At 64.0% G+C, this 23,067-nt stretch carries 23 protein-coding genes; 10 read left to right on the top strand and 13 right to left on the bottom strand.

Annotated elements, in window-relative coordinates; all coding sequences use genetic code 11:
* Window positions 1–71 precede the first annotated feature (71 nt).
* Entirely contained in the window at window positions 72–578 is a 507-nt protein-coding gene (locus BcanWU425_RS36395; RefSeq protein WP_204513144.1) for a MarR family winged helix-turn-helix transcriptional regulator, read from the bottom strand.
* An 83-nt stretch (window positions 579–661) separates the two neighbouring features.
* Here BcanWU425_RS36395 and BcanWU425_RS36390 point away from each other — a divergent pair, with 83 nt between their 5' ends.
* Window positions 662–1,882, top strand: a complete 1,221-nt coding sequence (locus tag BcanWU425_RS36390; protein ID WP_204513145.1) for a cytochrome P450 — start codon at window positions 662–664, stop codon at window positions 1,880–1,882.
* Between the two features lie 44 nt (window positions 1,883–1,926).
* The gene (locus tag BcanWU425_RS36385; RefSeq protein WP_204513146.1) at window positions 1,927–3,138 is read left to right on the top strand and encodes an ABC transporter substrate-binding protein; all 1,212 of its coding nucleotides are present in this window, start codon (window positions 1,927–1,929) and stop codon (window positions 3,136–3,138) included.
* Window positions 3,139–3,302: 164 nt separating this feature from the next.
* On the opposite strand, the gene BcanWU425_RS36380 is transcribed toward BcanWU425_RS36385, so the two are convergent.
* On the bottom strand, window positions 3,303–4,565 hold the full coding sequence (locus BcanWU425_RS36380; protein ID WP_018456025.1) for an NAD(P)/FAD-dependent oxidoreductase: 1,263 nt from the start codon (window positions 4,563–4,565) through the stop codon (window positions 3,303–3,305).
* A 296-nt stretch (window positions 4,566–4,861) separates the two neighbouring features.
* On the opposite strand from BcanWU425_RS36380, the gene BcanWU425_RS36375 reads away from it, so the two are divergent.
* Window positions 4,862–6,034, top strand: coding sequence for an ABC transporter substrate-binding protein (locus BcanWU425_RS36375; protein ID WP_018456026.1), 1,173 nt, complete (start codon window positions 4,862–4,864; stop codon window positions 6,032–6,034).
* A gap of 169 nt (window positions 6,035–6,203) precedes the next feature.
* Here BcanWU425_RS36375 and BcanWU425_RS36370 read toward each other — a convergent pair whose 3' ends face one another.
* The 9 genes from BcanWU425_RS36370 to BcanWU425_RS36330 form a co-directional block, all read right to left on the bottom strand.
* Window positions 6,204–8,075 carry a bifunctional sugar phosphate isomerase/epimerase/4-hydroxyphenylpyruvate dioxygenase family protein gene (locus tag BcanWU425_RS36370; protein ID WP_204513147.1) on the bottom strand — a complete coding sequence of 624 codons (1,872 nt, stop codon included), beginning with the start codon at window positions 8,073–8,075 and terminating at the stop codon, window positions 6,204–6,206.
* Window positions 8,072–8,809 (bottom strand): ABC transporter ATP-binding protein, encoded by a 738-nt coding sequence (locus BcanWU425_RS36365; protein WP_204513148.1) that lies wholly within the window; start codon window positions 8,807–8,809, stop codon window positions 8,072–8,074. Before BcanWU425_RS36365 ends, BcanWU425_RS36370 begins: the two co-directional genes overlap by 4 nt.
* A gap of 10 nt (window positions 8,810–8,819) precedes the next feature.
* Complete coding sequence (locus tag BcanWU425_RS36360) at window positions 8,820–9,563, bottom strand: ABC transporter ATP-binding protein (protein ID WP_018456030.1); 744 nt, start codon at window positions 9,561–9,563, stop codon at window positions 8,820–8,822.
* Window positions 9,560–10,558 carry a branched-chain amino acid ABC transporter permease gene (locus BcanWU425_RS36355; protein WP_018456031.1) on the bottom strand — a complete coding sequence of 333 codons (999 nt, stop codon included), beginning with the start codon at window positions 10,556–10,558 and terminating at the stop codon, window positions 9,560–9,562. The genes BcanWU425_RS36360 and BcanWU425_RS36355 overlap by 4 nt, the downstream gene beginning before the upstream one ends.
* Entirely contained in the window at window positions 10,555–11,430 is an 876-nt protein-coding gene (locus BcanWU425_RS36350) for a branched-chain amino acid ABC transporter permease (protein WP_018456032.1), read from the bottom strand. The genes BcanWU425_RS36355 and BcanWU425_RS36350 overlap by 4 nt, the downstream gene beginning before the upstream one ends.
* 97 nt (window positions 11,431–11,527) lie before the next feature.
* Complete coding sequence (locus BcanWU425_RS36345) at window positions 11,528–12,658, bottom strand: ABC transporter substrate-binding protein (RefSeq protein WP_018456033.1); 1,131 nt, start codon at window positions 12,656–12,658, stop codon at window positions 11,528–11,530.
* A 55-nt stretch (window positions 12,659–12,713) separates the two neighbouring features.
* Entirely contained in the window at window positions 12,714–13,592 is an 879-nt protein-coding gene (locus BcanWU425_RS36340; RefSeq protein WP_018456034.1) for a shikimate dehydrogenase, read from the bottom strand.
* A gap of 143 nt (window positions 13,593–13,735) precedes the next feature.
* Window positions 13,736–14,674 (bottom strand): LysR family transcriptional regulator, encoded by a 939-nt coding sequence (locus BcanWU425_RS36335; RefSeq protein WP_018456035.1) that lies wholly within the window; start codon window positions 14,672–14,674, stop codon window positions 13,736–13,738.
* A 332-nt stretch (window positions 14,675–15,006) separates the two neighbouring features.
* Window positions 15,007–15,183 (bottom strand): hypothetical protein, encoded by a 177-nt coding sequence (locus BcanWU425_RS36330; protein ID WP_018456036.1) that lies wholly within the window; start codon window positions 15,181–15,183, stop codon window positions 15,007–15,009.
* A gap of 167 nt (window positions 15,184–15,350) precedes the next feature.
* On the opposite strand from BcanWU425_RS36330, the gene BcanWU425_RS36325 reads away from it, so the two are divergent.
* The 7 genes from BcanWU425_RS36325 (at window position 15,351) to BcanWU425_RS36295 (ending at window position 20,676) form a co-directional block, all read left to right on the top strand.
* Complete coding sequence (locus BcanWU425_RS36325; RefSeq protein ID WP_018456037.1) at window positions 15,351–16,079, top strand: helix-turn-helix transcriptional regulator; 729 nt, start codon at window positions 15,351–15,353, stop codon at window positions 16,077–16,079.
* Between the two features lie 83 nt (window positions 16,080–16,162).
* The gene (locus BcanWU425_RS36320; RefSeq protein WP_018456038.1) at window positions 16,163–16,822 is read left to right on the top strand and encodes an acyl-homoserine-lactone synthase; all 660 of its coding nucleotides are present in this window, start codon (window positions 16,163–16,165) and stop codon (window positions 16,820–16,822) included.
* A gap of 1 nt (window position 16,823) precedes the next feature.
* Window positions 16,824–17,042, top strand: coding sequence for a hypothetical protein (locus tag BcanWU425_RS36315; RefSeq protein ID WP_026233073.1), 219 nt, complete (start codon window positions 16,824–16,826; stop codon window positions 17,040–17,042).
* Between the two features lie 309 nt (window positions 17,043–17,351).
* Window positions 17,352–18,269: a branched-chain amino acid ABC transporter permease gene (locus BcanWU425_RS36310; protein ID WP_007615745.1), complete on the top strand. Its 918-nt coding sequence runs from the start codon at window positions 17,352–17,354 to the stop codon at window positions 18,267–18,269.
* Window positions 18,266–19,210, top strand: a complete 945-nt coding sequence (locus BcanWU425_RS36305; RefSeq protein ID WP_018456041.1) for a branched-chain amino acid ABC transporter permease — start codon at window positions 18,266–18,268, stop codon at window positions 19,208–19,210. The genes BcanWU425_RS36310 and BcanWU425_RS36305 overlap by 4 nt, the downstream gene beginning before the upstream one ends.
* The gene (locus tag BcanWU425_RS36300) at window positions 19,203–19,970 is read left to right on the top strand and encodes an ABC transporter ATP-binding protein (protein ID WP_018456042.1); all 768 of its coding nucleotides are present in this window, start codon (window positions 19,203–19,205) and stop codon (window positions 19,968–19,970) included. The genes BcanWU425_RS36305 and BcanWU425_RS36300 overlap by 8 nt, the downstream gene beginning before the upstream one ends.
* On the top strand, window positions 19,963–20,676 hold the full coding sequence (locus tag BcanWU425_RS36295; protein ID WP_204513149.1) for an ABC transporter ATP-binding protein: 714 nt from the start codon (window positions 19,963–19,965) through the stop codon (window positions 20,674–20,676). Before BcanWU425_RS36300 ends, BcanWU425_RS36295 begins: the two co-directional genes overlap by 8 nt.
* 166 nt (window positions 20,677–20,842) lie before the next feature.
* On the opposite strand, the gene BcanWU425_RS36290 is transcribed toward BcanWU425_RS36295, so the two are convergent.
* Together BcanWU425_RS36290 and BcanWU425_RS36285 are read right to left on the bottom strand one after the other, a co-directional pair.
* Window positions 20,843–21,181, bottom strand: coding sequence for a hypothetical protein (locus tag BcanWU425_RS36290; protein WP_231189532.1), 339 nt, complete (start codon window positions 21,179–21,181; stop codon window positions 20,843–20,845).
* A gap of 304 nt (window positions 21,182–21,485) precedes the next feature.
* Window positions 21,486–22,922: a glutamine synthetase family protein gene (locus tag BcanWU425_RS36285; RefSeq protein ID WP_204513151.1), complete on the bottom strand. Its 1,437-nt coding sequence runs from the start codon at window positions 22,920–22,922 to the stop codon at window positions 21,486–21,488.
* Between the last annotated feature and the right edge of the window lie 145 nt (window positions 22,923–23,067).

The raw sequence follows: 23,067 nt of genomic DNA, 5'->3' as shown, positions 1-23,067 counted from the left end.
GAGAGGGTGCCGCCGGCGAATGTTGGCGCATGCCTGGAAATGACAGGGCTCAGCGCCCGCTGTGTGGCCCGTCAGGTCCCGGTGCTGCCGGTCACCGCGCCGAGATTTTCATGCAGGCGGCGCAACAGGTCGATCAGCACCTCGCGCTCGTCCTTGTCCAGGCAGGACAACAGGCGCCGTTCGCGCTCGAATGCAGCGACGATCACCTTGTCATGGATGGCGCGGCCCTTCGCCGTCAGCGAGATCGAATGGGTGCGCCCGTCATTGGGATCGGTACGGATCGAGATCAACCCCCGCTTTTCCAGGCCGGCCAGCGTCCGACTCACCGGGCCCTTGTCGAAACCGATGACGTGGCAGATGCGCGAGGCGGGAATGCCGGGCTCGATCGCGAGCAGCGACATGATCCGCCATTCCGTGACGTTGACGCCGAACTCTCGCTGATAGAACGCGGTGGCGCTGTTCGAGAGCTTGTTGGCGATGAAGGTGATGAACGCGGGGACGTAGCGGTCGAGATCGAGCGTCGGTCCCGTCTCGGCGGGCGCAGGTTTCTGGCGGGCTCTGGTCGAAGGCGGCGGCATGTCGGGATTCTGTCTCGCGGCGTGTCTGGAGACCTAAAGGTAAGCGCGGCCCTTTCACAAGTTCAAAATGAGGGAGGACTTCCATGAGCACTTCCATCTCCCAGGAAATTAACGGTTCGTCGGCCGTCCCGCATCTCGACGTCGATCCATTCGCGATGGATTTTTTCGCCGATCCCTATCCCACGCATGAGCTGCTGCGGGAGGCGGGACCTGTCGTCTATCTCGACAAGTGGAACGTCTATGGCGTGGCGCGCTATGCCGAAGTTCATGCCGTGCTGAACGATCCCGTAACGTTCTGCTCCAGCCGCGGCGTCGGCCTCGCCGATTTCGCGAAGGAGACGCCGTGGCGGCCGCCCAGCCTGATCCTTGAGGCCGATCCTCCCGAGCACACCCGCACCCGCGCCGTGCTCTCAAAGGTGCTGTCGCCGACGGTGATGAAGGGGCTGCGCGACCGTTTTGCCGCGGCAGCGGAAGAGCGTGTGGACGCGCTGCTGGAGAAGCGCAACTTCGATGCCATCACGGACCTTGCCGAGGCCTATCCGCTGTCGATCTTCCCAGATGCGCTCGGGCTGAAGCCTGATGGACGCGAGAATCTCATTCCCTATGCGAGCCTGGTGTTCAACGCCTTCGGCCCGCCGAACCAGTTGCGCAACGAGGCGCTCGCGCGCTCGGCGCCGCACCAGGCCTACGTCACCGAGCAGTGCCAGCGGGACAACCTCACGCCCGGCGGCATCGGCGCCTGCATCCACGCCCATGTCGACGAGGGTGCCATCACCGCCTCCGAAGCGCCGCTGCTGGTGCGTTCGCTCTTGTCGGCCGGCCTCGACACCACGGTCAACGGCATCGGTGCAGCGGTCTACTGTCTCGCGCGCTTCCCTGAGCAGTGGCAGCGGTTGCGCGGCGATTTCACGCTGGCGCGCAACGCTTTCGAGGAGGCCGTTCGTTTTGAAAGCCCGGTGCAGACCTTCTTCCGCACGACCACGCGCGAAGTCGAACTGTCAGGCGCGACCATCGGTGAGGGCGAGAAGGTGCTGATGTTTCTGGCGGCTGCCAATCGCGATCCGCGGCGCTGGGACAAGCCTGACAGCTACGACATCACCCGCCGCACGTCCGGCCATGTTGGCTATGGCTCAGGTATTCACATGTGCGTCGGCCAGCTGGTCGCGCGGCTCGAAGGCGAGACAATGCTCGCGGCGCTGGCCCGCCGGATCGCAAAGATCGAGATCATGGGCGAGCCGCAGCGCCGCTTCAACAACACGCTGCGCGGGCTCGACAGCCTGCCTGTGAGCATCACGCCAGCCTGACGCTGTCGGCATCGCAAACAACAAATACGACAGGGGAGGGAACAATGAAGAACTTGAAGTGGACGCTTGCGCTGGCCGCGAGTTTGATTGGCGGCGCGGCAAACGCCGAGATATCGGACAATGTCGTGCGTGTCGGCGTGCTCAACGACATCTCCGGCATCTTCCAGGACACCAACGGCATGGGCTCGGTCGAGGCCGCGCGCATGGCGGCTGAGGATTTCAACGGCGGCGGCAAAGGCATCAAGGTCGAGATCGTCTATGCCGATCACCAGAACAAGGCCGACGTCGGCAATGCAATCGCGCGCAAATGGCTCGATGTCGAGGGCGTCGACGCCATCGTCGACGTGCCGAACTCGGCCGTTGGCCTCTCCATCAACACGCTGCTGCGCGACAGCCGCATGACGTTCCTGGCGTCGTCCACCGCGAGCTCCGATCTCACCGGCAAGGCCTGCTCCCCCAACACTATCCAGTGGGTCAACGACGCCTGGGCGACCGGCAACACCACGGCGGCCGCGATGATGTCGCGCGGCGGCAAGGACTGGTATTTCCTCACGGTTGACTACGCACTCGGCAAGGGCATCGAGGCGGAAGCCCAGAAATACATCGAGGCGCATGGCGGCAAGGTGTTGGGCTCCTCCAAGCATCCGCTCGGCACGTCCGACTTCGCGTCCTTCCTGTTGCAGGCGCAGGGCTCGAAGGCCCAAGTGATCGGGCTCGCCAATGCCGGCGGCGACACCATCAACGCGGTGAAGCAGGCGGCCGAGTTCGGGATACAGCAGGGCGGACAAAAGCTCGTCGCCTTCCTGCTCTTCATCAACGACGTCCACGGCATGGGCATCAAGGTCGCGCAAGGGCTCCAGCTCATGGAGGCCTTCTACTGGGACATGAACGACGACACCCGCGCCTTCGCCAAGCGCTTCGCGGCGCGGCCCGGCATGAACGGCAAGATGCCGAGCGGCAACCAGGCCGGGGTCTATGCCTCCACGCTCACTTATCTCAACGCGGTTGCCGTCACGGGCAGCGACAATGCCAAGGACGCCGTGCCCGAGATGAAAAAGTTCAAGGGCAAGGACAAGCTGTTCGGCGACACCACGATCCGCCAGGACGGCCGCGTCGTGCATCCGATGTATCTGTTCGAGGTGAAGAAGCCGGAGGAGTCGAAATATCCCTACGACTATTACAAGCTGGTCTCGACGATCTCTGCGGAGCAGGCGTTTCGACCGCTCACGGAAGGTGGGTGCGAGCTGGTGAAGTAGGGGCGGCGATCGCGCCTCACTTAACCTCTCCCCGCTCGCGGGGAGAGGTCGGATCGCTCTTGCGATCCGGGTGAGGGGGTACAGGTCTCACCAATATCTCGTTCGCGGAGAGGCCCCTCACCCCAACCCTCTCCACGTAAGAACGGGGAGAGGGAGAAGAAGCCCTACACCACCTTGCTCGATCCCTGCGTGATCAGCCGCGCAGCGCGCTGGTCGCGGGCGTAGATCCAGAGCCAGCTCAGGGCGACGCTGAGGCGATGGCGCAAGCCGATCAGGAAGTAGATATGGGCGATGCCCCAGATCCACCACGCGATGGTGCCGCGCAGCTTGATGCGGCCGAAGTCGATCACCGCCAGCCGCTTGCCGATCTGCGCGAGGCTGCCGGAGTGCTTGTAGCGGAACGGGCCTGTCGGCTCCTGGCGCAGCCGCGCCTTGATGGTCTCGGCCACGTGACGGCCCTGCTGCTTGGCCGCCGGCGCGATGCCGGGCACAGGCTTGCCGTCCCAGGCGTTGATCAAAACGGTGTCGCCAATTGCAAAGATCTCGGGATGACCGGGGATCGTAAGATCGGCCTCCACCTGGACGCGCCCGGCGCGATCGGCCGGTGCGCCCAGCCATTCCGCCGCGGGCGAGGCGCGCACGCCGGCGGCCCAGATTCGTGTCTTGGCTTCGAGCAGCTTGCCGCCGAACACCACGCCCTCGCGGTTGATCTCAGTGACGGCTTGGCCGAGCACGACCTCGACGCCGATCTTCTCCAGCGAGGCCTGGGCATAGGCCGAGAGATCATCTGGAAAGCCTGCCAGCACCCGCGGACCCGCCTCGATCAGCACCACGCGCGCCTTGTTGGTGTCGATGTTGCGGAAGTCGGCTGGCAAGGTGTGGTGCGCCATCTCGGCGATGGTGCCGGCGAGTTCGACGCCGGTGGGGCCGGCGCCGACGATGACGAAAGTCAATCGTGCCGCGCGTTTGGCCGGATCGGTCTCACGCTCGGCGCGCTCGAACGCCACCAGGATATGACGGCGCAGCGTGGTCGCGTCCTCCAGTGTTTTAAGACCCGGCGCCCATTGCTCCCATTCGTCGTGGCCGAAATAGGCGTGACGCGCGCCGGTGGCGAGCACCAGCGTGTCGTAAGGCACCTCGCTGCCGTCGTCGATCAGCACGCAGCGCCTGTCGGCATCGACGCCGCTGACCGTCGCAAACAGCGTCGTCACATCGCGCCGGTCGCGCATCAGGTGCCGGACCGGCCAGGCGATCTCGCTGGTGGCGAGCGAGGCGGTGGCGACCTGATAGAGCAGCGGCTGGAACAAATGATGGTTGCGGCGGTCGATCAGCGTGATCTCGACCGGGCTGCCGGCGAGCCGGTGGGTCGCCTCCAGCCCGCCGAAACCGGCTCCGACGATGACGACGCGGTGCGGTGTCGTGGTCATGATGCGCCCTTCCGAATCTCGCGGCTCTATCCTCATCTAAACGCTGATCAGGCGCCGCGGTCCAATAGCCGTCGTCAATCGAGGCATAGGCCGGGTGTATCGCGCCCGCGAGAAAGCGCCGCAGCCTTAGCCGAAGTAAGTAGAATTATATTTCTTGCTATCGCCGTTCGGGGCGAAATATGGTGCAGGGCGGGCGCTGAACCATTGGCGGCGCGACAGATTTTGCGTTCAATAGAGATGACCCCGGGGCGGCAATCACCCTGCTTCCGGGCATAATAATATGGAGGGGAGTGGTTATGAGGACGGCATTCTGGCTGGCGGGCGCAGCGGCGCTGGTGCTGGCAGGCCCGGCATCCGCCGGCGACACCATCAAGATCGGCTTCGTTTCGACCTTCAGCGGCCCCACCGCCGTGATCGGCAACGACATGCGCAACTCGTTCGAGCTCGCGCTGGATCACATCGGCCGCAAAATGGACGGCAAGCCGGTCGAGGTGATTTACGAGGACGACGGGCAGAAGCCCGACGTCGGCAAGCAGAAGACCGAGAAGCTGGTGCAGTCCGACAAGGTCGACTTCATCGTCGGCTACATCTGGTCGAACGTGCTGCTGGCCTCGCTCAAGACCGCGGTGGACTCGCAGACCTTCCTGATCTCGGCCAATGCCGGTCCGTCGCAGCTCGCGGGCGAGCTCTGCTCGCCTTACGTGTTCTCGACCTCCTGGCAGAACGACCAGACGCCGGCCGCCATGGGCCTCTACATGAACCAGAAGGGCGTCAAGAGCGTGTTCCTGATCGGCCCGAACTACGCCGCCGGCAAGGACATGCTGGCGGGCGTGAAGAGCACGTTCAAGGGCGAGGTCAAGGGCGAGGAATACACGGTCTGGCCGAGCCAGCTCGACTTCTCCGCCGAGCTCTCCAAGGCGCGGGCCTCGGGTGCCGAGTCGATCTTCGTGTTCTATCCCGGTGCAGCCGGCGTGCAGTTCCTCAACCAATATGCGCAGGCCGGGCTGAAGAGCACGATGCCGCTCTACACGGCTTTCACCGTCGACGAGCTGTCGCTGCCGCTGCAAAAGGAGAACGCGCTCGGGGTGCCCGGTGCGCAGGAATGGGTGAATGATCTGCCCAACGAGCAGAACAAGCGCTTCGTCGCCGACTATCGCAAGAAGTACCCCGGGCTGCGTCCGACCTATTACGGCGCGCAAGCCTACGACGCGGCCCAGCTCATCAACAGCGCCGTGGTCGCGGTGAAGGGCGACACCAGCAAGAAGGACGCGATGAAGGCCGAGATGGAGAAGGCCAACTTCAAGTCGCTGCGCGGCCCGTTCAAGTACGGCAAGAACCACATCCCGGTGCAGAACTTCTACCTCCAGGACGTGGTCAAGGACGGCGAAGGCCAGCTCTCGCTGAAGACGGTCGCGACCATCGTCGAGAACGACCAGGATCGCTTCCACGACAAATGCGCGATGAAGTAGCCACAAGCACGATGCCCCTTCTCCCCTTGTGGGAGAAGGTGGCGCGAAGCGCCGGATGAGGGGTTTGTTTCTGCGTATTCAAAAGTAAGGTCTCGCGGAGAGAACCCCTCACCCGTCTCGCCGCTTTGCGGCAAGCCACCCTCTCCCACAAGGAGAGAGGGAAAGTAAGCTACACGCGCGGCATGCTCGCGGGCCGCACCTCGCGCGCTTGCGCGGCAAGCCTGATCCCGGCATTGGCCGCGCCGAAGCCCTGATAATCCCGCCGCTCCACGATCTCGAAGAAAAACCGCTCGTCGAAGATGTGGGTGTAGACCTGGAAAAACTCTCCGTCGCCCTCGCGGTCGTAGAGAATGTGGTTGGCGCGCAGCTGCCTCATCAGCTCGGGTGCGAGGTCGTATTTGGCTTCGACGTCGTCGTAGTAATTATCCGGGATATCCAGGAAATCCGCGCCGCGCTTGCGCATCTCCGCGACTGCCGCAAAGATATCCCGGCACGTAAATGCGACGTGCTGCACGCCCGAGCCGAAAAATTCCGAGATGAAGCGGGCCGGCAGCGTGCGGTTGGCGGATGAGCCGTTGAGCACGAAGCGCAGGCTCTGGTCGCCGTTGATGACGGCCTGGCTCTGCACGAGGCCTCTGGGATCGGCGATCTCCATCTGCGGCAGCCGCTTGAGGTCAAGGATGCCGGTGTAGAACAGCAGCCACGACAGCATCTCGTCATAGGGCATCGACTGCGCGATGTGATCGACGGCCAGCAGGGCGTCCGCGCGAGCGTCGCTCGGTACCTGTTCGAAATCCGTGTCCCAGTTCTTGCCGGCCTGGTCCAGGAAGTAAAGCAGGCTGCCGCCGACGCCGTGGATCGCAGGGATCTCCAGCTCGCCCGGCCCAACCGGCTGGTAGAAGGTGCGCGCTTTCAGTGTTTCGGCGCGCTGCATAACGAGGCCGGCATTGTCGACATCGAGCGCGATGGCGCAGACGCCGGGGCCATGCGTCACGTAGTGCGAATGCGCAAAGCCGTCGGTCTCGGAGTTGACGACGAGCTCGACCTTGCCTTGCGACCAGCGCTCCACCGCCTTGCTGCGATGCTTGCCGGTCTTGCGGAAACCGAGCTGCGCGAGCAGGCGGGCGAGTTCGCCGGCCTTGGTCTCGTTGACGGCAAACTCGATGAATCCCGTGCCGCGACTTTTGGGCTTGGGCGCCAAGGGTTCGCCGATGAGCTTTGGCCAATCCGGTGCAAGCTGGTCCTCCAGCAGGATCAGCGAACGCAGGCCGTCGACCGCGGTCTGCACGGCCGAGCCGGCACGGAATTGGTCGTTGAAGATCTCCAGCGACAGCGGCCCGGCATAGCCGGTCGCCGCGATCGCCGCCATGAACTCACCGACCGGCAGATCGCCCTGACCGGGGAAGGAGCGGAAGTGCCGGCTCCACGACAAGATGTCGAGCTCGAGCTTCGGCGCATCTGCAAGCTGGACCAGGAAGATCTTGTCGCCGGGGATCGAGGCCATCGCGCGGACCGGAAAGCCGGGGGCCAGTGCGTGAAAGCTGTCGAGGATGACACCGATCGCGGGGTGATCGGCGCGCCGCACGATCTCCCAGGCATCGCGGTAATCGTTGACGTGGCGTCCCCAGGCCAATGCCTCGTAGCCGACGCGCAAAGACCGTTTGGCCGCGCGCTCGCCAAGCTCGCGAAAATCATCCGCGGCGCGGTCGATGCCGCCGAGCGCGGCCGGCGACACGTTGGAGCAGATCAGCAGCAGATCGGTGCCGAGCTCCTGCATCAGGTCGAACTTGCGTTCGGCACGGGCAAAGTTTCGCGAACGCTGCGGCTCCGGCATGCCTTCGAAATCGCGGAACGGCTGAAACGCACAGATCTCGAGATTGAGGTCCCCGCAGAGCATTGCGATGTCGCGCGGACCTGCGCCGAACGACAGCAGATCGTTCTCGAAAATCTCGACCGCGTCGAATCCGGCGGATGCGATGGCGCGGAGCTTTTCGTCGAGAGCGCCGGAGAGTGAGACCGTTGCGATCGAGCGTTTGGTCATGCTGCATTGTCCTCCATCGCGCCGCCGAGGAACAATTGTCCGATGCGGGAATTATTCAAAATGCGCGCCGCCTTGTCGACCATGCGGGTCTGGCCGAGCTCGAGCACGATCCCGATGTCGGAAATCTCCAGCGCCGAGCGGGCGTTCTGCTCGATCATCAGAATGGTGACACCGCGATCGCGCAAGCTCTTCAGGATGTCGAAAGTCTGCTGCACCATCAGTGGCGACAGGCCGATCGAGGGCTCGTCGATCAGCACGAGCTTTGGCTCGAGCAGCAGCGAGCGAGCGATTTCGAGCTGCTTCTGCTCGCCGCCGGACAGCGTGGAGGCCTGCTGGGTTGATTTTCGCCGCAGCGCCGGGAACAGATCGAGCGCGGCCTCGATCCGGCTCTGCAGGTCAATGCCCTTGCCGGCGGAAACGCCGCCGAGCTCGATATTGTGGCGCACCGACAGCTCGGGAAAGATGTTGCGGCCCTGCGGAACGTAGCAGATGCCGGCATTGAGCAGCGCGCGCTGGCTCAAATTGGTGACGTCGCGGCCGGCGAAGTTGATCTTGCCCTCGCGCAGCTTGAGCAGGCCGAAGATCGCCTTGAACACGGTGGACTTCCCGGCGCCGTTCGGGCCGATGATGGTGGTGATGGTGGCCTGCGGCACGGCGAAAGTGGTGCCGTTCAGGATCGTCATCTTGCCGTAGCCGCCGACGAGATTGTGAACCGAGAGGATCGGATCGCTCATGGCTGGTTCCTCAATGTCCGAGATAGGCTTCGATCACGGCGGGGTTCTTTCGCACCTCGTCCGGTCGTCCCATCGCCAGCACCTTGCCCTCCGCCATCACCATCACGCGGGAACACAGCGACATCACGAATTCCATGTTGTGCTCGATCACGACGAAGGTGGCGTTCTTCTCGCGGTTGATCGCCACCAGCCGCTCCTTCAGATCCGTCAACATCGACGGGTTGACGCCGCCGGCTGGCTCGTCGAGCAGCACCAGGCGCGGTCCGCCCATGAAGGCCATGGCGGCGTCGAGCAGTTTTTGCTGGCCGTAGGAGAGCCCGCCGGCCGGCTCGTCGGCGAGATGATCGAGCTTGAAAAAGCCGATCATCTGGTTGGCGGCCTCCGTCAGTCCGGCATCGGAGCGGCCGACCAGGCGCGAGGCCATGCTGCCTTGGTGCTCCTGGCCTGCGAGGATCAGGTTCTCGCGCACCGAGAGTTTGGGGAACACCTGCAGGAGCTGGAAGGTGCGGCTGACCCCGAGCTTGTTGAGCTCGGCGGGTCGCAAGCCCGTGACGACCTTGCCGTCGAGCTTGACCTCGCCGCCGCTCGGCGTGAGCTGGCCGAGAATGCAGTTGAACAGGGTCGACTTGCCGCAGCCGTTCGGGCCGATCAGGCCGAGGATCTCGCCCTCGCGGACGTCGAAAGAGACGCCGCCGACGGCGCTGATGCCGCCAAAATTCTTCTTGATGTCGGTGACTTCGAGGACCGCGCTCATTGCACTGTCTCCAGCCGGGACTTTGCGACGGCGCGCTGGGCGGAGGCCGCCTTGGTGCGGCGTTCGGCGAGATAGCGGTCGAGGATTCCCAAAATGCCGGTCGGCGACCAGATCAGCAGCCCCATCACCGCGATCGCGTAGAGCATCAGATAATAGCCCTCGGTGAAGCGCAGCCACTCCGGCAACAGCACCGCGATCATCGCGCCGAGGAACGGACCCAGGAAGAATCCGGCGCCGCCGACGATCACCATCATCAGGAGGTCGAGCGAGAGCGACAGGTTGAACGGCACGGGATCGATATATTGCGTCAGCGGCGCATAGAGCGCCCCCGCGACGCCGCCGAGCGCCGAGCCGATCGCGAACGCCATCAGCGTATAGCGCCGCGTGTCGACGCCCAGCGACTGCGCCCGCAGCGGGTTTTCGCGCAGCGCCATGAAGGCGCGGCCCCACGGCGAGCGGATCAGCCACCACACCGCGAGCGACACGATAGCGAGCGAGCCGAGACAGACATAGTAGAACGGCAGCGGCTTGTTGGTCGCGATGCCGAAAATGTGCGGACGCGGAATATTGGAGATGCCGTAGATGCCGCCGGTGAGCCAGCTCTCGTTGCGAAATACCAGGAAGGCCAGCGTGGAGAAGGCGAGCGTGACGAAGGCGAGGTAGTGATGCTGCACCCGCAGCGCGGGATAGCCGAGCACCCAGCCGACCGCGAAGCTCAAGCCGATCGCGACGACGATCGCCGCCGGCAGCGGCCAGCCATGCGTGGTCATGATCGCCGCGGCGTAAGCGCCGATGCCGACGAAGGCGCCCTGCGCCAGCGAGACCTGGCCGGCATAACCGAGTGTGAGGTTGAGGCCCATTGCGGCGATGGCCATCACCGCCCACTGGCTCAGGATGAACAGGCCATAGCGGTTGAAGTTCATGGGGACAACGATCAGCGCAGCGACCACGATGAGGCCGAACGCGATCTTGAGAGGTTTGGCGAAGCCGCTCATACGGTGCGCTCCTCGGCACGGCCGAGCAAGCCCTGCGGTCGGAACAGGATGACGGCGATCAGGAAGATCATAGGCACGGCGGCGCGGTACTGCGTTGAAACATAGGCGGCCGCGAGATTGTCGAGCACGCCGATCAGGAGGCCGCCTGCGATCGCGCCGCGCACCTGGTTGAACCCGCCGACGATCGCGGCGATGAAGGCGGCCTGGCCCAGTACCTCGCCCGACGTGAATTTCGCGAGGTAGATCGGCGTGATCAACAGCGAGGCGAGAGCGACCAGGAACGCGTTGATCAGGAAAGTCAGGAGAATCATGCGCTCGACCGGGACGCCGATGATGCGCGCCACCGTCGGGTTCTGCGCCGCCGCCTGCATCTGGTGGCCGAGCGAGGTGCGGTTGAGAAGCGCAGTCAAGCCGAAGACGGCAAGGATGGCGAGGACGAGGACGCCGATGCTTTGCAGCGAGACGGCATGGCCAAGGATGGAGACGTCGCCGGTCGGCACGATCGAGGGGAAGGGTGAGGCTTCGGCGCTGAAGAACTGCTTTACGGCCTCCTTGAGACCGATCGCGAGCGCCATGGTCGCGATCGCGAGCGGCAGCACGCCATGGCGCAACATCGGATCCACCAGCAGCATCTTGAAGGCGAGGCCGAGCAGGAGCATCGAAAGCAGGATGCCGAGGATGATCGCGAGCCAGAACGGCGCGCCGGCATGCATCGCCGCCAGCATCAGGAACGCCGGCAGCATCACGAACTCGCCTTGTGCGAAATTGATGGTCTGCGAGGTCTGCCACAGCAGCGTGAAGCCGACCGCGACCAGCGCATAGATCGCGCCGGTGGCAAGTCCAGCGACCAGAAGATCGAACAGATTGGACATTTTCCCCTCTCGGCGCTCGCGCTCTGTCTCCCCGCTCTCCTCGCTCGTCCTTCTCCCTCTCCCCGCGAAGGGCGGGGCGAGGCAGAAGGGCAAGACCTCACTTCACCTTCGGCAGCACCTGCTTCACGACTTGCTTGCCTTCGACCACCTCGACCAGAAAGCTCTGGCGGTCGATGTCGCCGGTCTCGCTGAAGGTGACGTCCATCAAGATGCCCGGCTCGTCGGCGGCCTTGATGGTCAGGCCATGCAGGGTGTCGGCGAACGCCTTGGAATCGACCTTGCCCATCTTGTCGGTGGTGGCCTTCACCATGTAGACCGCGAGATAGCCTTTCAGCCCGTTATGGTCGGGCACGTAATTGTACTTCTTCGCGAACTTGTCGCGAAACGCCTTGATCAGGTCGACCGGCGCGTCGGTGGTGAGACCGACATGGCCGCGCGCGCCGTTGGCGGCATCGCCCGCAAGCTCGATCACCTTCTGGCCGATCAGCGTGGTCTCGCCCATCAGCGGTGCGGTGACGCCCTGGCGCTTCAGCTCCTTGAGGATGCGTGCGCTCTCTTCCTCGTTCAAATAGACGAATACGGCGTCGGGATTGGCGGCCTTGATCTTGCCGACGTCGGCGGCGAAATCGGCCTGGCCCGCCTCGGTGGAGAGATCGGCGACGACCTTGGAGCCGAGACGGTCGAGCTCCTTGACGACGACATCGCGGCCGCCGCGGCCAAAGTCATTGTTGACCCAGACCACGGCGACCGACTTCGCCTTCATGTCGTCGTGAATGTATTTGGCGACCTTCGGCATCGAGGATTGCTGGCCGAACGAGGTGCGGAACAGGAATTTGTTTCCGCCTTGCGTCAGCTCGGCGGCTTCGCCACCCATGATCTGCGCGATGCCGGCTTCGGCCGCCAGCGGCGCGGTCACCTTCACCGAGCCGGAATAGCCGGGTCCGAGCAGCACATAGGGCTCGGCGTCGAGCGCCTTCTGCACCTGCGCGCGCGCGACGCCCGGGTTGGATTGCGAATCCGCATGAGTGACTTCGAGCTTGCGGCCGAGCACGCCGCCCTTGGCGTTGATCTCCTCGATCGCGAGGTCGATGCCGTTCTTCCAGTTGGTGCCGACGGTGGCGCCGCCCCCGGAAAGCTCGGCGACGTCGGCGAGCTTGATCGCCTGGGCGTGCACGCTGGTTGCAGTCGCGAAGGCAAGCAGGGCGCCCGCCAGCAAAGTCGATTTCATGGTTTCTCCTCCTGTTTCGTGATGGTGTCCGCGGCCTTGTGTCCGGCCGTTTCGGTTACGCTGCGTGATAGGCCGAGCTTCGTGCCGCCATCACCTCGTCGAATGCCTCTCCCATGATCTCGGTGGATGGGGCAAGGCCAGTGAACAGTTCGAAAGCGTCGGCGGCCTGGTAGATCGCAAGCTCCCGTCCGGTCATGATCCGCGCGCCCTTGGCTTGGGCAGCCGCCAGCAGCGGCGTGATCAGCGGCGAATAGACGGCGTCGGCGACCCACAGGTTTTGACGTAGCAGCGTCGGCGCGACCGGCGTTTCCCGGTTCGGCAGCATGCCGACCGGCGTGCCGTTGACGAGGCCCGTTGCGCCGTCGAGCGCGGCCTCGACGCTTGCGGCGACCCTGGCGCCACCCTGTTTGTCGAGCAGCGCGGCGAGTTTTTCGGCGCGTGCCGGCTCGCTGTCGAAGATACGGATGTCGGTCACGTCAAGGCTCGCCAGGGCAAACGCGATCGCCTTGCCGACGCCGCCGGTGCCGATCACGGCGACTGCGTTTCCAGAGGCCGCCAGCAGCGGCGCGACGGCGCGCGCAAAGCCCGTCGTGTCGGTGTTGTGGCCGATCAGCCGGCCGTTCCTGACGACGACGGTGTTGACCGCCCCCATGGCGGCGGCACCCGGTGCCAGTTCATCGAGCAGCGGGACCACCGCCTCCTTGTAGGGAAAAGTGACGTTGACGCCGGCAAAGCCGAGCCGCCGCACGCCCTCGAGCATCATGCGGAGCCCGCCCGCGTCGGCGCCGGCGACCTCGATGAGCTGGTAATGGCCGCGCAGCCCAAGCCCCTCCGCGGCGCGCTCATGCATGGCAGGGGAGGCAGAATGCGCGATGGGTGCGCCGATCAGGCCGGTCAGGAGCTTTTTGGGTGCGGCGGGTCCGCGCTTTGACATGGTTCGCTATCGTCTCGTTGGGAGCGTTTGATCCCGGCCTTTAGCGGGGAGATCCGCCCAATTCCAAGGGGCTTCCCCCAGGAACGATAGCCTTTCCTCGGCCTAACACAATTACCCTTTTGTGCTGCAAACCTAACATAATGTTATCTCTTCCGCGCCCGTGGCGGCGCGGCCCTGCCTTTGCCCCGCGACGGCTCGACCGCGCGCATCTCCGCGCGCAGGGACTCGATGAAATACTCGACATGAAGCGACAGCGGCGCGCCGCGCTTCACCGCGATATAGGTGTCGAATCGCGTCGGCTCGGTGATCTTGATCAGCTCGATGCCGGGATAGCCCCCATGGGCCACCGTGAACTGGTCGATGATGGCGATGCCGAGCCCCGCCTTCACCAGCGCGCAGACCGTGGTGCCGAAGCGGGCGCGGATGGTGATGTTGTACTCGAGGCGGTGGCGCGCGAAGATCTCGGCCATGATCCGCCCGTAGGGATCATTGGGATCGATGCCGATCAGCGGATAGCGCGTGATCTCGGCGGCGGAGACCTGCTTGCGGCCGGCGAGCTCGTGGCCCGGCGGCACGATGCAATAGAGCTCGCCCGAGGCGAGCGGCATGAAGTCGAGCCCGGAATGCTCCAGGCGATAGCTCATCGCCACGCACTCGCCGCGGCCGAGCATGAGATAGTCGATGGCTTCCTCGAGCTTGAGGATGTTGATGTCGATGCCCAAATCCGGATAGCGCCGCCGGACCCGCTCGATCGCGCGCGGCACCATGACTTGCGAAATGCTCGGCACCGAGCCGATGCGCAATTCCGACAATCCGCCGCGCCCGATCTTGGAGATGATCTCGGAGAGGTCGTCGACCTTCTTGTAGACGCCGTTGATCTGCTCGAAGATGTTCTCGGCTTCCGGCGTCGGGAAATAGCGGCCGTTCTGGCGCTGGAAGAAGCGGATGCCGAGCGAGCGCTCGGTATATTTCACCAGGCGGCTGATGCCCGGCGCCGAAACGTTCAGCAGCTTCGCCGCGCCGCCGATCGTGCCCGTCACCATCACGGCACGGATCACTTCAACCTGGCGCAGCGTCATCATGTCCTGGGCATCCGAAGGTAATCGTGGTCGGCGCTGCCTTTCCCTCTTCCCTTGTGGGAGAGGGCGGATCGCCGCGATAGCGCGAGACGGGTGAGGGGTTCTCTCCCCGCACGAGCCTCGCGCATTTGAACGCGTGGAAACAACCCCTCATCCGGCGCCATAGCCGATGCGCAGCGTCGGCGTTTTGTTTTAAGAACGGCGGCCGAAGGCCGCCTATGCCACTTCTCCCACAAGGGGAGAAGGAAGGAAACATTCGCGTTCGGTTGTTCGGTTCACATCAGAGGAAGGCATGGCGCCGAACGGACCGTTCGTGCGCTCACAGCAATTGCGTGCTAGCTCGCCGGTCCGTCCGGCGTGGCGCTCTCTGCCGGCTTGCTGCGCTCGCTTTGCAGCACCCCGCGTGCGAACTCGATGATCTTCTGCTTGTTTGCCGTTTCGCGGACGGCGAAAAATACGCGGTTGAGTTCCAGGCCGAGCACGCTGTTGAGGGCGATGTCCTCGTCTTCCATCGTGGTTTCCCCGCTTCAGACATTGTAGGTGTATCTTGACGTCCCTTCTTCCACAAGTAGATTAAGCCTTCGGGGTCAATGGGATACCGGGAAACTACGGAATCCGTGAATTGAGGCAGTGCCCAAAGACGTGCTATATCGCACAGCGAGGGTCAGGAAACGCACCGATGTCCGCCGTGGATTATGGCCGGGAAGCGCTCGACTTCATCGAGGGGCTTGGGGCCTATCGCAAGGTGCCCGACGCCATGAATGCGCTCGAATCGGCCTTTGGTCGCTTCGGTTTTGAAACCATCATCGTGACGGGGTTGCCCAATCCCGACCAACAGTTTGCACAGATGGTGCTCGCCAAGCGCTGGCCGGCGGGCTGGTTTGGTCTCTACACCGAAAATAACTACGACCGTTTCGACCCGGTGGTGCGGTTGTGCCGCCAGTCAGTCAACCCGTTCGAATGGTCGGAAGCACCCTATGATGCGGAGCTCGAGCCGAACGCGGCCGAGGTGATGAACCGCGCCACCGATTTTCGCATGACGCGCGGCTTCATTGTGCCGATCCACGGACTCACCGGCTACGAGGCCGCGGTGTCGCTCGGGGGCGTCCATCTCGACCTCAATCCCCGCAGCAAGCCGGCACTGCACCTGATGGCGATGTATGGCTTCGACCACATTCGCCGTCTGCTCGATCCAGCGCCGTATCCCTCGGCACGCCTCACCCCGCGCGAGCGCGAGGTGATCGCCTGGGCTTCGCAGGGCAAATCGGCCTGGGAAATCGGCGAGATCCTGCACATCACGCAGCGCACCGCCGAAGAGCATCTTGCAACCGCCGGGCGCAAGCTCGGAGCCGTCAACCGTACGCATGCGGTAGCACTGGCGATTCGCAACAAGATCATCAATCCCTAAGCGACGTACTGGGAAATTTCCCAATACCGAACCATCCTCTTTTCGCAGAGGGTGCCCTCCATTGAGGATGAATGGGGGTTTTCATGATTCACGCCATTTCTGCAGTAAATCGCCACCTTTACGAAGATGTGCTCGATCAGCATTTCCGGCTGCGGCACGACATCTTCGTCGAAGAGCGGCGCTGGGAGACGCTGCGCAGGCCGGATTGCCGCGAAATCGATTCCTATGACGACGAGGACACGGTTTATCTGCTTGCGCTGGAGGGACGCCGCGTCATCGGCGGTCACCGGCTCTACCCGACCACCAAGCCTTCGATGATGAGCGAGGTCTTTCCCCATCTGGCAGCGGTGCGCGGCTACCCGGTGGATCCTCTGGTCTGGGAATGGTCGCGCTACTTCGTCGTGCGCGATCGCCGCGACGGCGCGCTCAACCTGCAACTGATGGCGGCCGTGCAGGAGTTCTGCCTCGGTCAGGGGATCGCGCAGGTCAGCGCGATCATGGAAACCTGGTGGTTGCCGCGCTTTCATGAGGCCGGCTTCGTCGTGACCCCGCTCGGTCTGCCGGCACTGGTGGAGAACGCATGGACCATGGCGGCGACCATCGACATTCTCCGCGAGACGCTCGATGCCCTGCATGATCGCATCGGCGTGCCTTCCATCGTCCAACAGGACGGTCCGCGTATCAATTGCATCGCCCTTGCCAACCTCTGCGGCCTCGCTGCCGCGCAACGAAAGAGCGCCTGAGATGTCGAACATGATGCGGGACAGCCAGATCATGGCGCAGATCAAGGACGAAAATCTGGGCTACATGTCCGACATGGCGCTCGAACTCGCGCAGATGGCGGAAGACACCGGATTGGCGACGCTCGCCTATCTGTTCCGGATGGCGGCGCTGGAGGCCTCGACGGCCAACAGCGTGCTTGCCGAGCCGGATGACCTTCGCCGGCAGATGACGTCGCACTAGGCGTCTCCATCCACACGTTGCGACGAATTCACACCCTCTCTCCCGCAACGGAGGGAGGGTGATCCGTTTGGGTGCGGCAGGTTGACCCATCCTGCGCGGCAGTCTTCTTGCAAGACCGATTGCAGGGCCAGGACCGATCGGATGCATCGGCATGCAACAAAGTGCATGTTGGGTGTCGAATCGCTCTTGCCTCGGAACGATACTGCCATTACCCATTTTTCCGCCTTGTCCAGGCAGGGGGAGCTCTTTCACTGATGGCGACCGTGTTCGAACATCGGCGCGAACCTGCGTGCGCCTGAAAGAGTTTTGATGCTGCTCGTCGTCGAACAGTTCTTGAACGGATTGCAGTTTGGCCTGCTGCTGTTCCTGCTCGCCGCCGGCCTGACGCTGGTGTTCGGGATCATGGATCTCGTCAACCTCGCGCACGGCTCGCTGTACATGATGGGCGCCTATTTCGCCGCGACCTTCGCAGCCTGGACCGGAAGCTTCCTGCTCGGTGCGCTATTGGCGCTCGGCGCGACGCTCGTGCTCGGCATCGTGCTCGAGATGACCGCGCTGCGGCATCTCTACGGACGAGACCATCTTGACCACGTGCTCGCGACCTTCGGCCTGATCCTGTTCTTCAACGAGGCCGTGCGGCTGATCTGGGGGCCGGCGGGCCTTGCGCTGCCGCTGCCGGCCTGGCTCACCGTGCCGGTGCCGATCCTGCCGGGCATTCACTATCCCGCTTATCGCCTCGCCATCATCGTCGTGGCGCTGCTGGTTGCGCTGCTGCTCTATCTCGGCGTGATGCGCACCCGCATCGGCATGCTGATCCGGGCCGGCGCCTCCAATCGCGAGATGATCGGTGCGCTCGGCATCAACATCAAGCTGCTCTACACCCTGGTGTTCGGTCTCGGTGCCGCGCTCGCGGGCCTTGCCGGCTTGATGCAGGCGCCGATCCTCACCGTGCAGATCGGCATGGGCGAGAACATTCTGATCCTCGCCTTCGTCATCATCGTGATCGGCGGTATCGGTTCGATCCGCGGCGCGTTCCTGGCCGCGATCTTCGTCGGCATGATCGACACCCTCGGCCGCGCCTTCCTGCCCAATCTGCTGCGGCAGGTGCTGAGCGGCGCCGCGGCCTCCACCGCCGCGCCCGCGCTGTCCTCCATGCTGATCTATCTGCTGATGGCGATCGTGCTGGTGGTGCGTCCGGAGGGGCTGTTTCCGGCCAACCGCCGATGAAGGCTTTCACTGTGAGCAAGGTCGTCACGGTCCTGCTGCTGACGGGTCTCGTGCTGCTGCCGCTCTATTCGCAAGCATCCGGCAACATCTTCATCCTGACGCTGCTCACCCGCATCGTCATCCTGGCCCTGGCGGCCGCGAGCCTCAACCTCATCATGGGTTTTGGCGGCATGATGAGTTTTGGCCACGCCGCCTATCTCGGCATCGGCGGCTATGCGGTCGGCATGCTGGCGCAGGAAGGCGTGGGCTCGGGCTTCATCCAGTTTCCGGTCGCGCTTGCGGCCTCCGCGCTTTATGCGTTGGTGATCGGCGCGCTGTCTTTGCGCACCCGCGGCGTCTATTTCATCATGATCACGCTGGCGTTCGCGCAGATGGCCTATTACGTCGCCTCGGGGCTGGCGCGTTATGGCGGCGATGACGGCCTCACCGTCTACAAGCGCAGCGACTTCTCCGGGCTGATTAATCTGTCGAACCGCACGCAATTCTATTATCTCTGCCTCGCCTGCCTGTTCGGCGTGGTCTTCCTGATCTGGCGCATCGTCAATTCGCGCTTTGGCCTCGTCCTGCAGGGCCTGCGCTCCAACGAGCAGCGCATGCAGGCGATCGGCTTTCCCTCGAAACGCTACCAGCTGGTCTGCTTCGTCATCTCGGGCATGATGTGCGGCCTCGCCGGCGCGCTGCTCGCCAACAACACCGATTTCGTCAGCCCGGCCGCGATGTACTGGACCCGTTCCGGCGACCTCATGGTGATGGTGATCCTCGGGGGCATGGGCACGCTGTTCGGTCCGGTCATCGGCGCGGTGGTGTATTTGTTGCTGGAAGAGTTCTTGTCGCAGCTCACCGAATACTGGGCGCTGATCATGGGTCCGCTGCTGCTGCTGATCGTGCTGTTCGGCCGCGGCGGCATCATGGGCCTGCTCGGGAGGCTCAATCGTGGCTGAGCCGCTGCTCCGCGTCGACAGGCTGGTGCGCCGCTTCGGCGGCATCATTGCGACGGACAACGTCTCGCTCGACGTTGCGGCAGGCGAGCTGCACGCCATCATCGGCCCGAACGGCGCCGGCAAGACCACGCTGATCAGCCAGCTCACAGGGCATCTGGAGCCGCATTCCGGCAGCGTCTCGCTGGCGGGGCGCGACATCACCTATCTGCCGGCCTATCGCCGCTGCGCGCTGGGCCTGGCACGTTCTTTCCAGATCACCTCGCTGCTGCTCGATTTCACCGCCGCCGACAATGTCGCGCTCGCGGCGCAAGCGCATGCCGGCACCTCGTTCCGCTTCTTCGCCGATGCACGCAAGGAGAAGGGCCTGCGCGATGCCGCGCATGCCGCGCTCGATCGCGTCGGTCTCGTCCATCGTGCCGATGTCCTGGTGTCCAGGCTCAGCCATGGCGAGCGTCGCCAGATCGAGCTAGCGGTTGCGCTGGCAAGCAAGCCGAAACTTTTGCTGCTCGACGAGCCGATGGCGGGACTCGGCGTCACCGAATCCCAGCGCATGGTGCAGCTGCTCCAGGAGCTGCGCAAGGAGGTCTCGATCGTCCTGGTCGAACACGACATGCCGGCGGTGTTTGCGCTCGCCGACCGCATCTCCGTGCTGGTCTATGGCCGCGTCATCGCCTCCGGCGATCCGGCCGCGATTCGGGCGAACGAGGACGTCAAGCGCGCCTATCTCGGCGAGGCCCATGTGGTGACGCACCATGGATGACACGCTGCTCGAGGTCGACGGCATCGAGACCTGCTACGGCCTGTCCCAGGTGCTGTTCGGCTTGTCCCTGTCGGTCAAATCAGGCGAGATGGTCTCGCTGATGGGTCGCAACGGCATGGGCAAAACCACGACCATCCGATCCATCATGGGCCTGACGCCGGCGCGCGCCGGCAGCATCCGCTTTGCGGGCTCGGAAGTGCGGACGCAGCCGTCCTACAGGATCGCGCAACTCGGTGTCGGCCTCGTCCCCGAGGGGCGGCAGATCTTCCCGAACCTCACCGTGCGCGAAAACCTTGTCGCGGCAGCGGCCGATCGTTTCGGCAGCAGCAATCCCTGGACGCTGGCGGCGATCTACGTGATGTTTCCTCGCCTGGCCGAGCGCGCTTCCAATACGGGCAACCAGCTCTCCGGCGGCGAGCAGCAGATGCTCGCCATCGGCCGCGCGCTGATGACCAACCCGAAGCTGCTCATCCTGGATGAAGCGACCGAAGGCCTGGCGCCTCTGATCCGCGAAGAGATCTGGAGCTGCCTGTCGCTGCTCAAGAGCCGGGGACAGTCGATCCTGGTCGTCGACAAGAACGTCGACCACCTCGCCCGCATCTGCGACCGCCACACCATCATCGAGCGCGGCAAGACGGTATGGAGCGGCACCTCGGACGAGCTGTTGGCCGAGCCGGATCTGCAGCACAAATATCTAGGGATTTGAGGGTGAGGGCGCGATGCTGGGCGCCGCTCATACGTTATCGTCCTGGCGAAAGCCAGGACCCATAGCCACCGCATTCAGTTTGGCGAAGATTGGCGGTTAGCAGCCGCGTGCGACAACTTTTCCCTGGGGTAATGGGTCCTGGCTTTCGCCAGGACGACATTGGCAATCACCAGTAAATCCCGTGCCGATGCAGTTCGCGAATCACGCGGGCCTCGGTGGATGGCTGGCGACGTTTCGGCTTGGTCGTTTCTCTTGTGCTGGCAATCGGCGCGGCACTGGACTGAGTTGCGGCCGGAGCGATCGCGGTTGTCGTCGCAGTCGCTGCCGGAGACGTTGAAGCTGGGGCCGTGGTCGCCGTCTGGACATTCGTGGGTGCTGCCGCCGGAGCTTGTGGCGGCGTGGCTGCTGTCGTTCCCGGCTCGGCGGTCTGCTGGCTCGCATTTGTCGCCGCAAGGCTAAGGCTCCGTGGTCCGCCGGCATAGGCTTGGCTTGCCAGCAGCGACATTGCCGCGACATGACACCCTCCGTTCGCTAGTCAATCGCTCTTACCTAAATCCGCTGGGCCTCTATCGCGACGAGCGACCCGCCCCGATCTCAATCAGAGTGGCGCGGCAGGACAGGCGATAGATCAAACTGAACAGATGACCCCACATGACCGAACTCCTTTGTTGATCACGGAGCAAATCTACTCCGCCCATTTTTCCGGCGGTTTTCGCGGGCCTTGGAAAATAGCTTCGTCGGGAGCGGTGAAATGTCGTCGGAACTGAGCGGACGAAGTCGCCTCACGGGGAGGTGAGGGCGTGTCTGGCTCAAAACACCTCGAAATATTCGCGGTGCTCCCAGTCGGTCACCTCGGACAGAAAGCGGTCGATCTCGGCATTCTTGATGTGGGTGTAATAATCGACGAACTCAGGCCCGAGCTTTTCGCGGAAGAACGGATCGTCCTTCAGCGCGCTGACCGCGTCGCGCAGCGATTTCGGCAACAGCGGCGCCTTGGTTTCGTAAGGCGTGTCGGCAGACGGGCCGGGATCGAGCTTGCGGTCGACCCCGTCGAGGCCGGAGAGGATCTGCGAGGCCATGTAGAGATAAGGATTGGCGGCGGGCTCGCCGATGCGGTTTTCCAGGCGCGTGGCGGCGTCGCCGGCGGCGCCGAGCACGCGGATCATCACGCCGCGATTGTCGCGGCCCCAGATCGCGCGGTCCGGCGCCAGCGAATAGGAGCGGTAGCGCTTGTAGCCATTGATGGTCGGGGTGGTGAACACGGTCGACGCGCGGGCGTGGTCGAGCAGGCCCGCAAGCCAGGCGCGGGCGAACGCGCTGAGCGGCTCGCCGCCGTCTTTGGCCATGAACTGGTTCTCGCCGGTCGCGCGCGAGACCACCGATTGGTGCAGATGCCAGCCGCTCGCGAACAGGTTCGGCAGCTTCGGCCGGCACATGAACGTGGCGTGATAGCCGTGGCGGTGTGCGATCTGCTTCACGGCAGAGCGAAACAGCACCATGTTGTCCGCGGGCTCAATGCCCTTCTTCGGGGCGAAGGTGAATTCGCACTGGCTCGGCCCGAACTCCACCTCGACCGAGCGCAAGGGCAGACCGAGCGCGACGATGTCACGCCGCAAGATCTCCAGCACCGGCTCCATCTGGTCGAAGCGCTGCTCGGTGAGGTATTGATAGCCGTGGCTGAGCAGGCTCACCGAAGGCGGTGTGCCGGGCTGGCCGGCATCCTCCGGGCGCATATGCGGATCGTCGAGCTTGAAGATGTGGAATTCGACCTCGAGGCCCGCCACGAAATCATGGCCGCGACTTGCGAGCTCGTCGAGCACTTTGCGATAGAGCCCGCGCGTCGCGAACGGCACGGGACGGCCGTCGTTGAAATAGAGGTCGCAGAGAACCCAACCCGTGGTTGGCGCCCATGGCAAAACGCGAAACGTCGTGGGATCGGCGACCATCAGCACGTCGGCCGCGCCCTCCATCTCCTTCATGCCGAAGCCGCCGCCTGACGTGAACACCGGAAACACCGTGCGGTGCGAGGTGTCCTTGGCGAGCATAGTGGTGGTGATGGAGCAGCCGCTCTCCAGCGAGGCGATCGCCTCGGAGGCGACGATGGTCTTGCCGCGCAAAATGCCGTGCTGGTCCGGGAAGGCGAGGCGGATGACCTCGAGATTCTTCTCGTCGACGATGCGCCGCACGCGCAATGCGGCGTCCTTCTGCTCATCCGACCACAGCGCATGACGCGCGACGAAAGTCACTTTGGCAGTTCCTTCTTGCTCGGCGAGAGTATAGCGCACACTGTCATCGTCCGCGAAGGCGGACGATCCAGTATTCCAGAGACGTCCGTGTGTCCACGAGAGGCCGCGGCGTACTGGATGCCCCGCTTTCGCGGAGCATGACAGC

Source organism: Bradyrhizobium sp. WU425 (assembly GCF_021052305.1).
Classification (GTDB): domain Bacteria; phylum Pseudomonadota; class Alphaproteobacteria; order Rhizobiales; family Xanthobacteraceae; genus Bradyrhizobium; species Bradyrhizobium canariense_D.
This window is presented reverse-complemented; position numbering and strand designations above follow the sequence as displayed.

What these genes read in the sequence shown, in the direction of transcription:
- BcanWU425_RS36305 (WP_018456041.1), top strand. Translation starts at nt 18,266, where the DNA reads ATGAAGGCTTTCACTGTGAGCAAGGTCGTCACGGTCCTGCTGCTGACG.
- BcanWU425_RS36310 (WP_007615745.1), top strand. Translation starts at nt 17,352, where the DNA reads ATGCTGCTCGTCGTCGAACAGTTCTTGAACGGATTGCAGTTTGGCCTG.
- BcanWU425_RS36335 (WP_018456035.1), bottom strand. Translation starts at nt 14,674, where the DNA reads ATGATGACGCTGCGCCAGGTTGAAGTGATCCGTGCCGTGATGGTGACG.
- BcanWU425_RS36355 (WP_018456031.1), bottom strand. Translation starts at nt 10,558, where the DNA reads ATGAGCGGCTTCGCCAAACCTCTCAAGATCGCGTTCGGCCTCATCGTG.
- BcanWU425_RS36390 (WP_204513145.1), top strand. Translation starts at nt 662, where the DNA reads ATGAGCACTTCCATCTCCCAGGAAATTAACGGTTCGTCGGCCGTCCCG.
- BcanWU425_RS36375 (WP_018456026.1), top strand. Translation starts at nt 4,862, where the DNA reads ATGAGGACGGCATTCTGGCTGGCGGGCGCAGCGGCGCTGGTGCTGGCA.
- BcanWU425_RS36295 (WP_204513149.1), top strand. Translation starts at nt 19,963, where the DNA reads ATGGATGACACGCTGCTCGAGGTCGACGGCATCGAGACCTGCTACGGC.
- BcanWU425_RS36290 (WP_231189532.1), bottom strand. Translation starts at nt 21,181, where the DNA reads ATGTCGCTGCTGGCAAGCCAAGCCTATGCCGGCGGACCACGGAGCCTT.
- BcanWU425_RS36330 (WP_018456036.1), bottom strand. Translation starts at nt 15,183, where the DNA reads ATGGAAGACGAGGACATCGCCCTCAACAGCGTGCTCGGCCTGGAACTC.
- BcanWU425_RS36350 (WP_018456032.1), bottom strand. Translation starts at nt 11,430, where the DNA reads ATGTCCAATCTGTTCGATCTTCTGGTCGCTGGACTTGCCACCGGCGCG.
- BcanWU425_RS36365 (WP_204513148.1), bottom strand. Translation starts at nt 8,809, where the DNA reads ATGAGCGATCCGATCCTCTCGGTTCACAATCTCGTCGGCGGCTACGGC.
- BcanWU425_RS36395 (WP_204513144.1), bottom strand. Translation starts at nt 578, where the DNA reads ATGCCGCCGCCTTCGACCAGAGCCCGCCAGAAACCTGCGCCCGCCGAG.
- BcanWU425_RS36340 (WP_018456034.1), bottom strand. Translation starts at nt 13,592, where the DNA reads ATGTCAAAGCGCGGACCCGCCGCACCCAAAAAGCTCCTGACCGGCCTG.
- BcanWU425_RS36370 (WP_204513147.1), bottom strand. Translation starts at nt 8,075, where the DNA reads ATGACCAAACGCTCGATCGCAACGGTCTCACTCTCCGGCGCTCTCGAC.
- BcanWU425_RS36385 (WP_204513146.1), top strand. Translation starts at nt 1,927, where the DNA reads ATGAAGAACTTGAAGTGGACGCTTGCGCTGGCCGCGAGTTTGATTGGC.
- BcanWU425_RS36380 (WP_018456025.1), bottom strand. Translation starts at nt 4,565, where the DNA reads ATGACCACGACACCGCACCGCGTCGTCATCGTCGGAGCCGGTTTCGGC.
- BcanWU425_RS36315 (WP_026233073.1), top strand. Translation starts at nt 16,824, where the DNA reads ATGTCGAACATGATGCGGGACAGCCAGATCATGGCGCAGATCAAGGAC.
- BcanWU425_RS36360 (WP_018456030.1), bottom strand. Translation starts at nt 9,563, where the DNA reads ATGAGCGCGGTCCTCGAAGTCACCGACATCAAGAAGAATTTTGGCGGC.
- BcanWU425_RS36320 (WP_018456038.1), top strand. Translation starts at nt 16,163, where the DNA reads ATGATTCACGCCATTTCTGCAGTAAATCGCCACCTTTACGAAGATGTG.
- BcanWU425_RS36325 (WP_018456037.1), top strand. Translation starts at nt 15,351, where the DNA reads ATGTCCGCCGTGGATTATGGCCGGGAAGCGCTCGACTTCATCGAGGGG.
- BcanWU425_RS36345 (WP_018456033.1), bottom strand. Translation starts at nt 12,658, where the DNA reads ATGAAATCGACTTTGCTGGCGGGCGCCCTGCTTGCCTTCGCGACTGCA.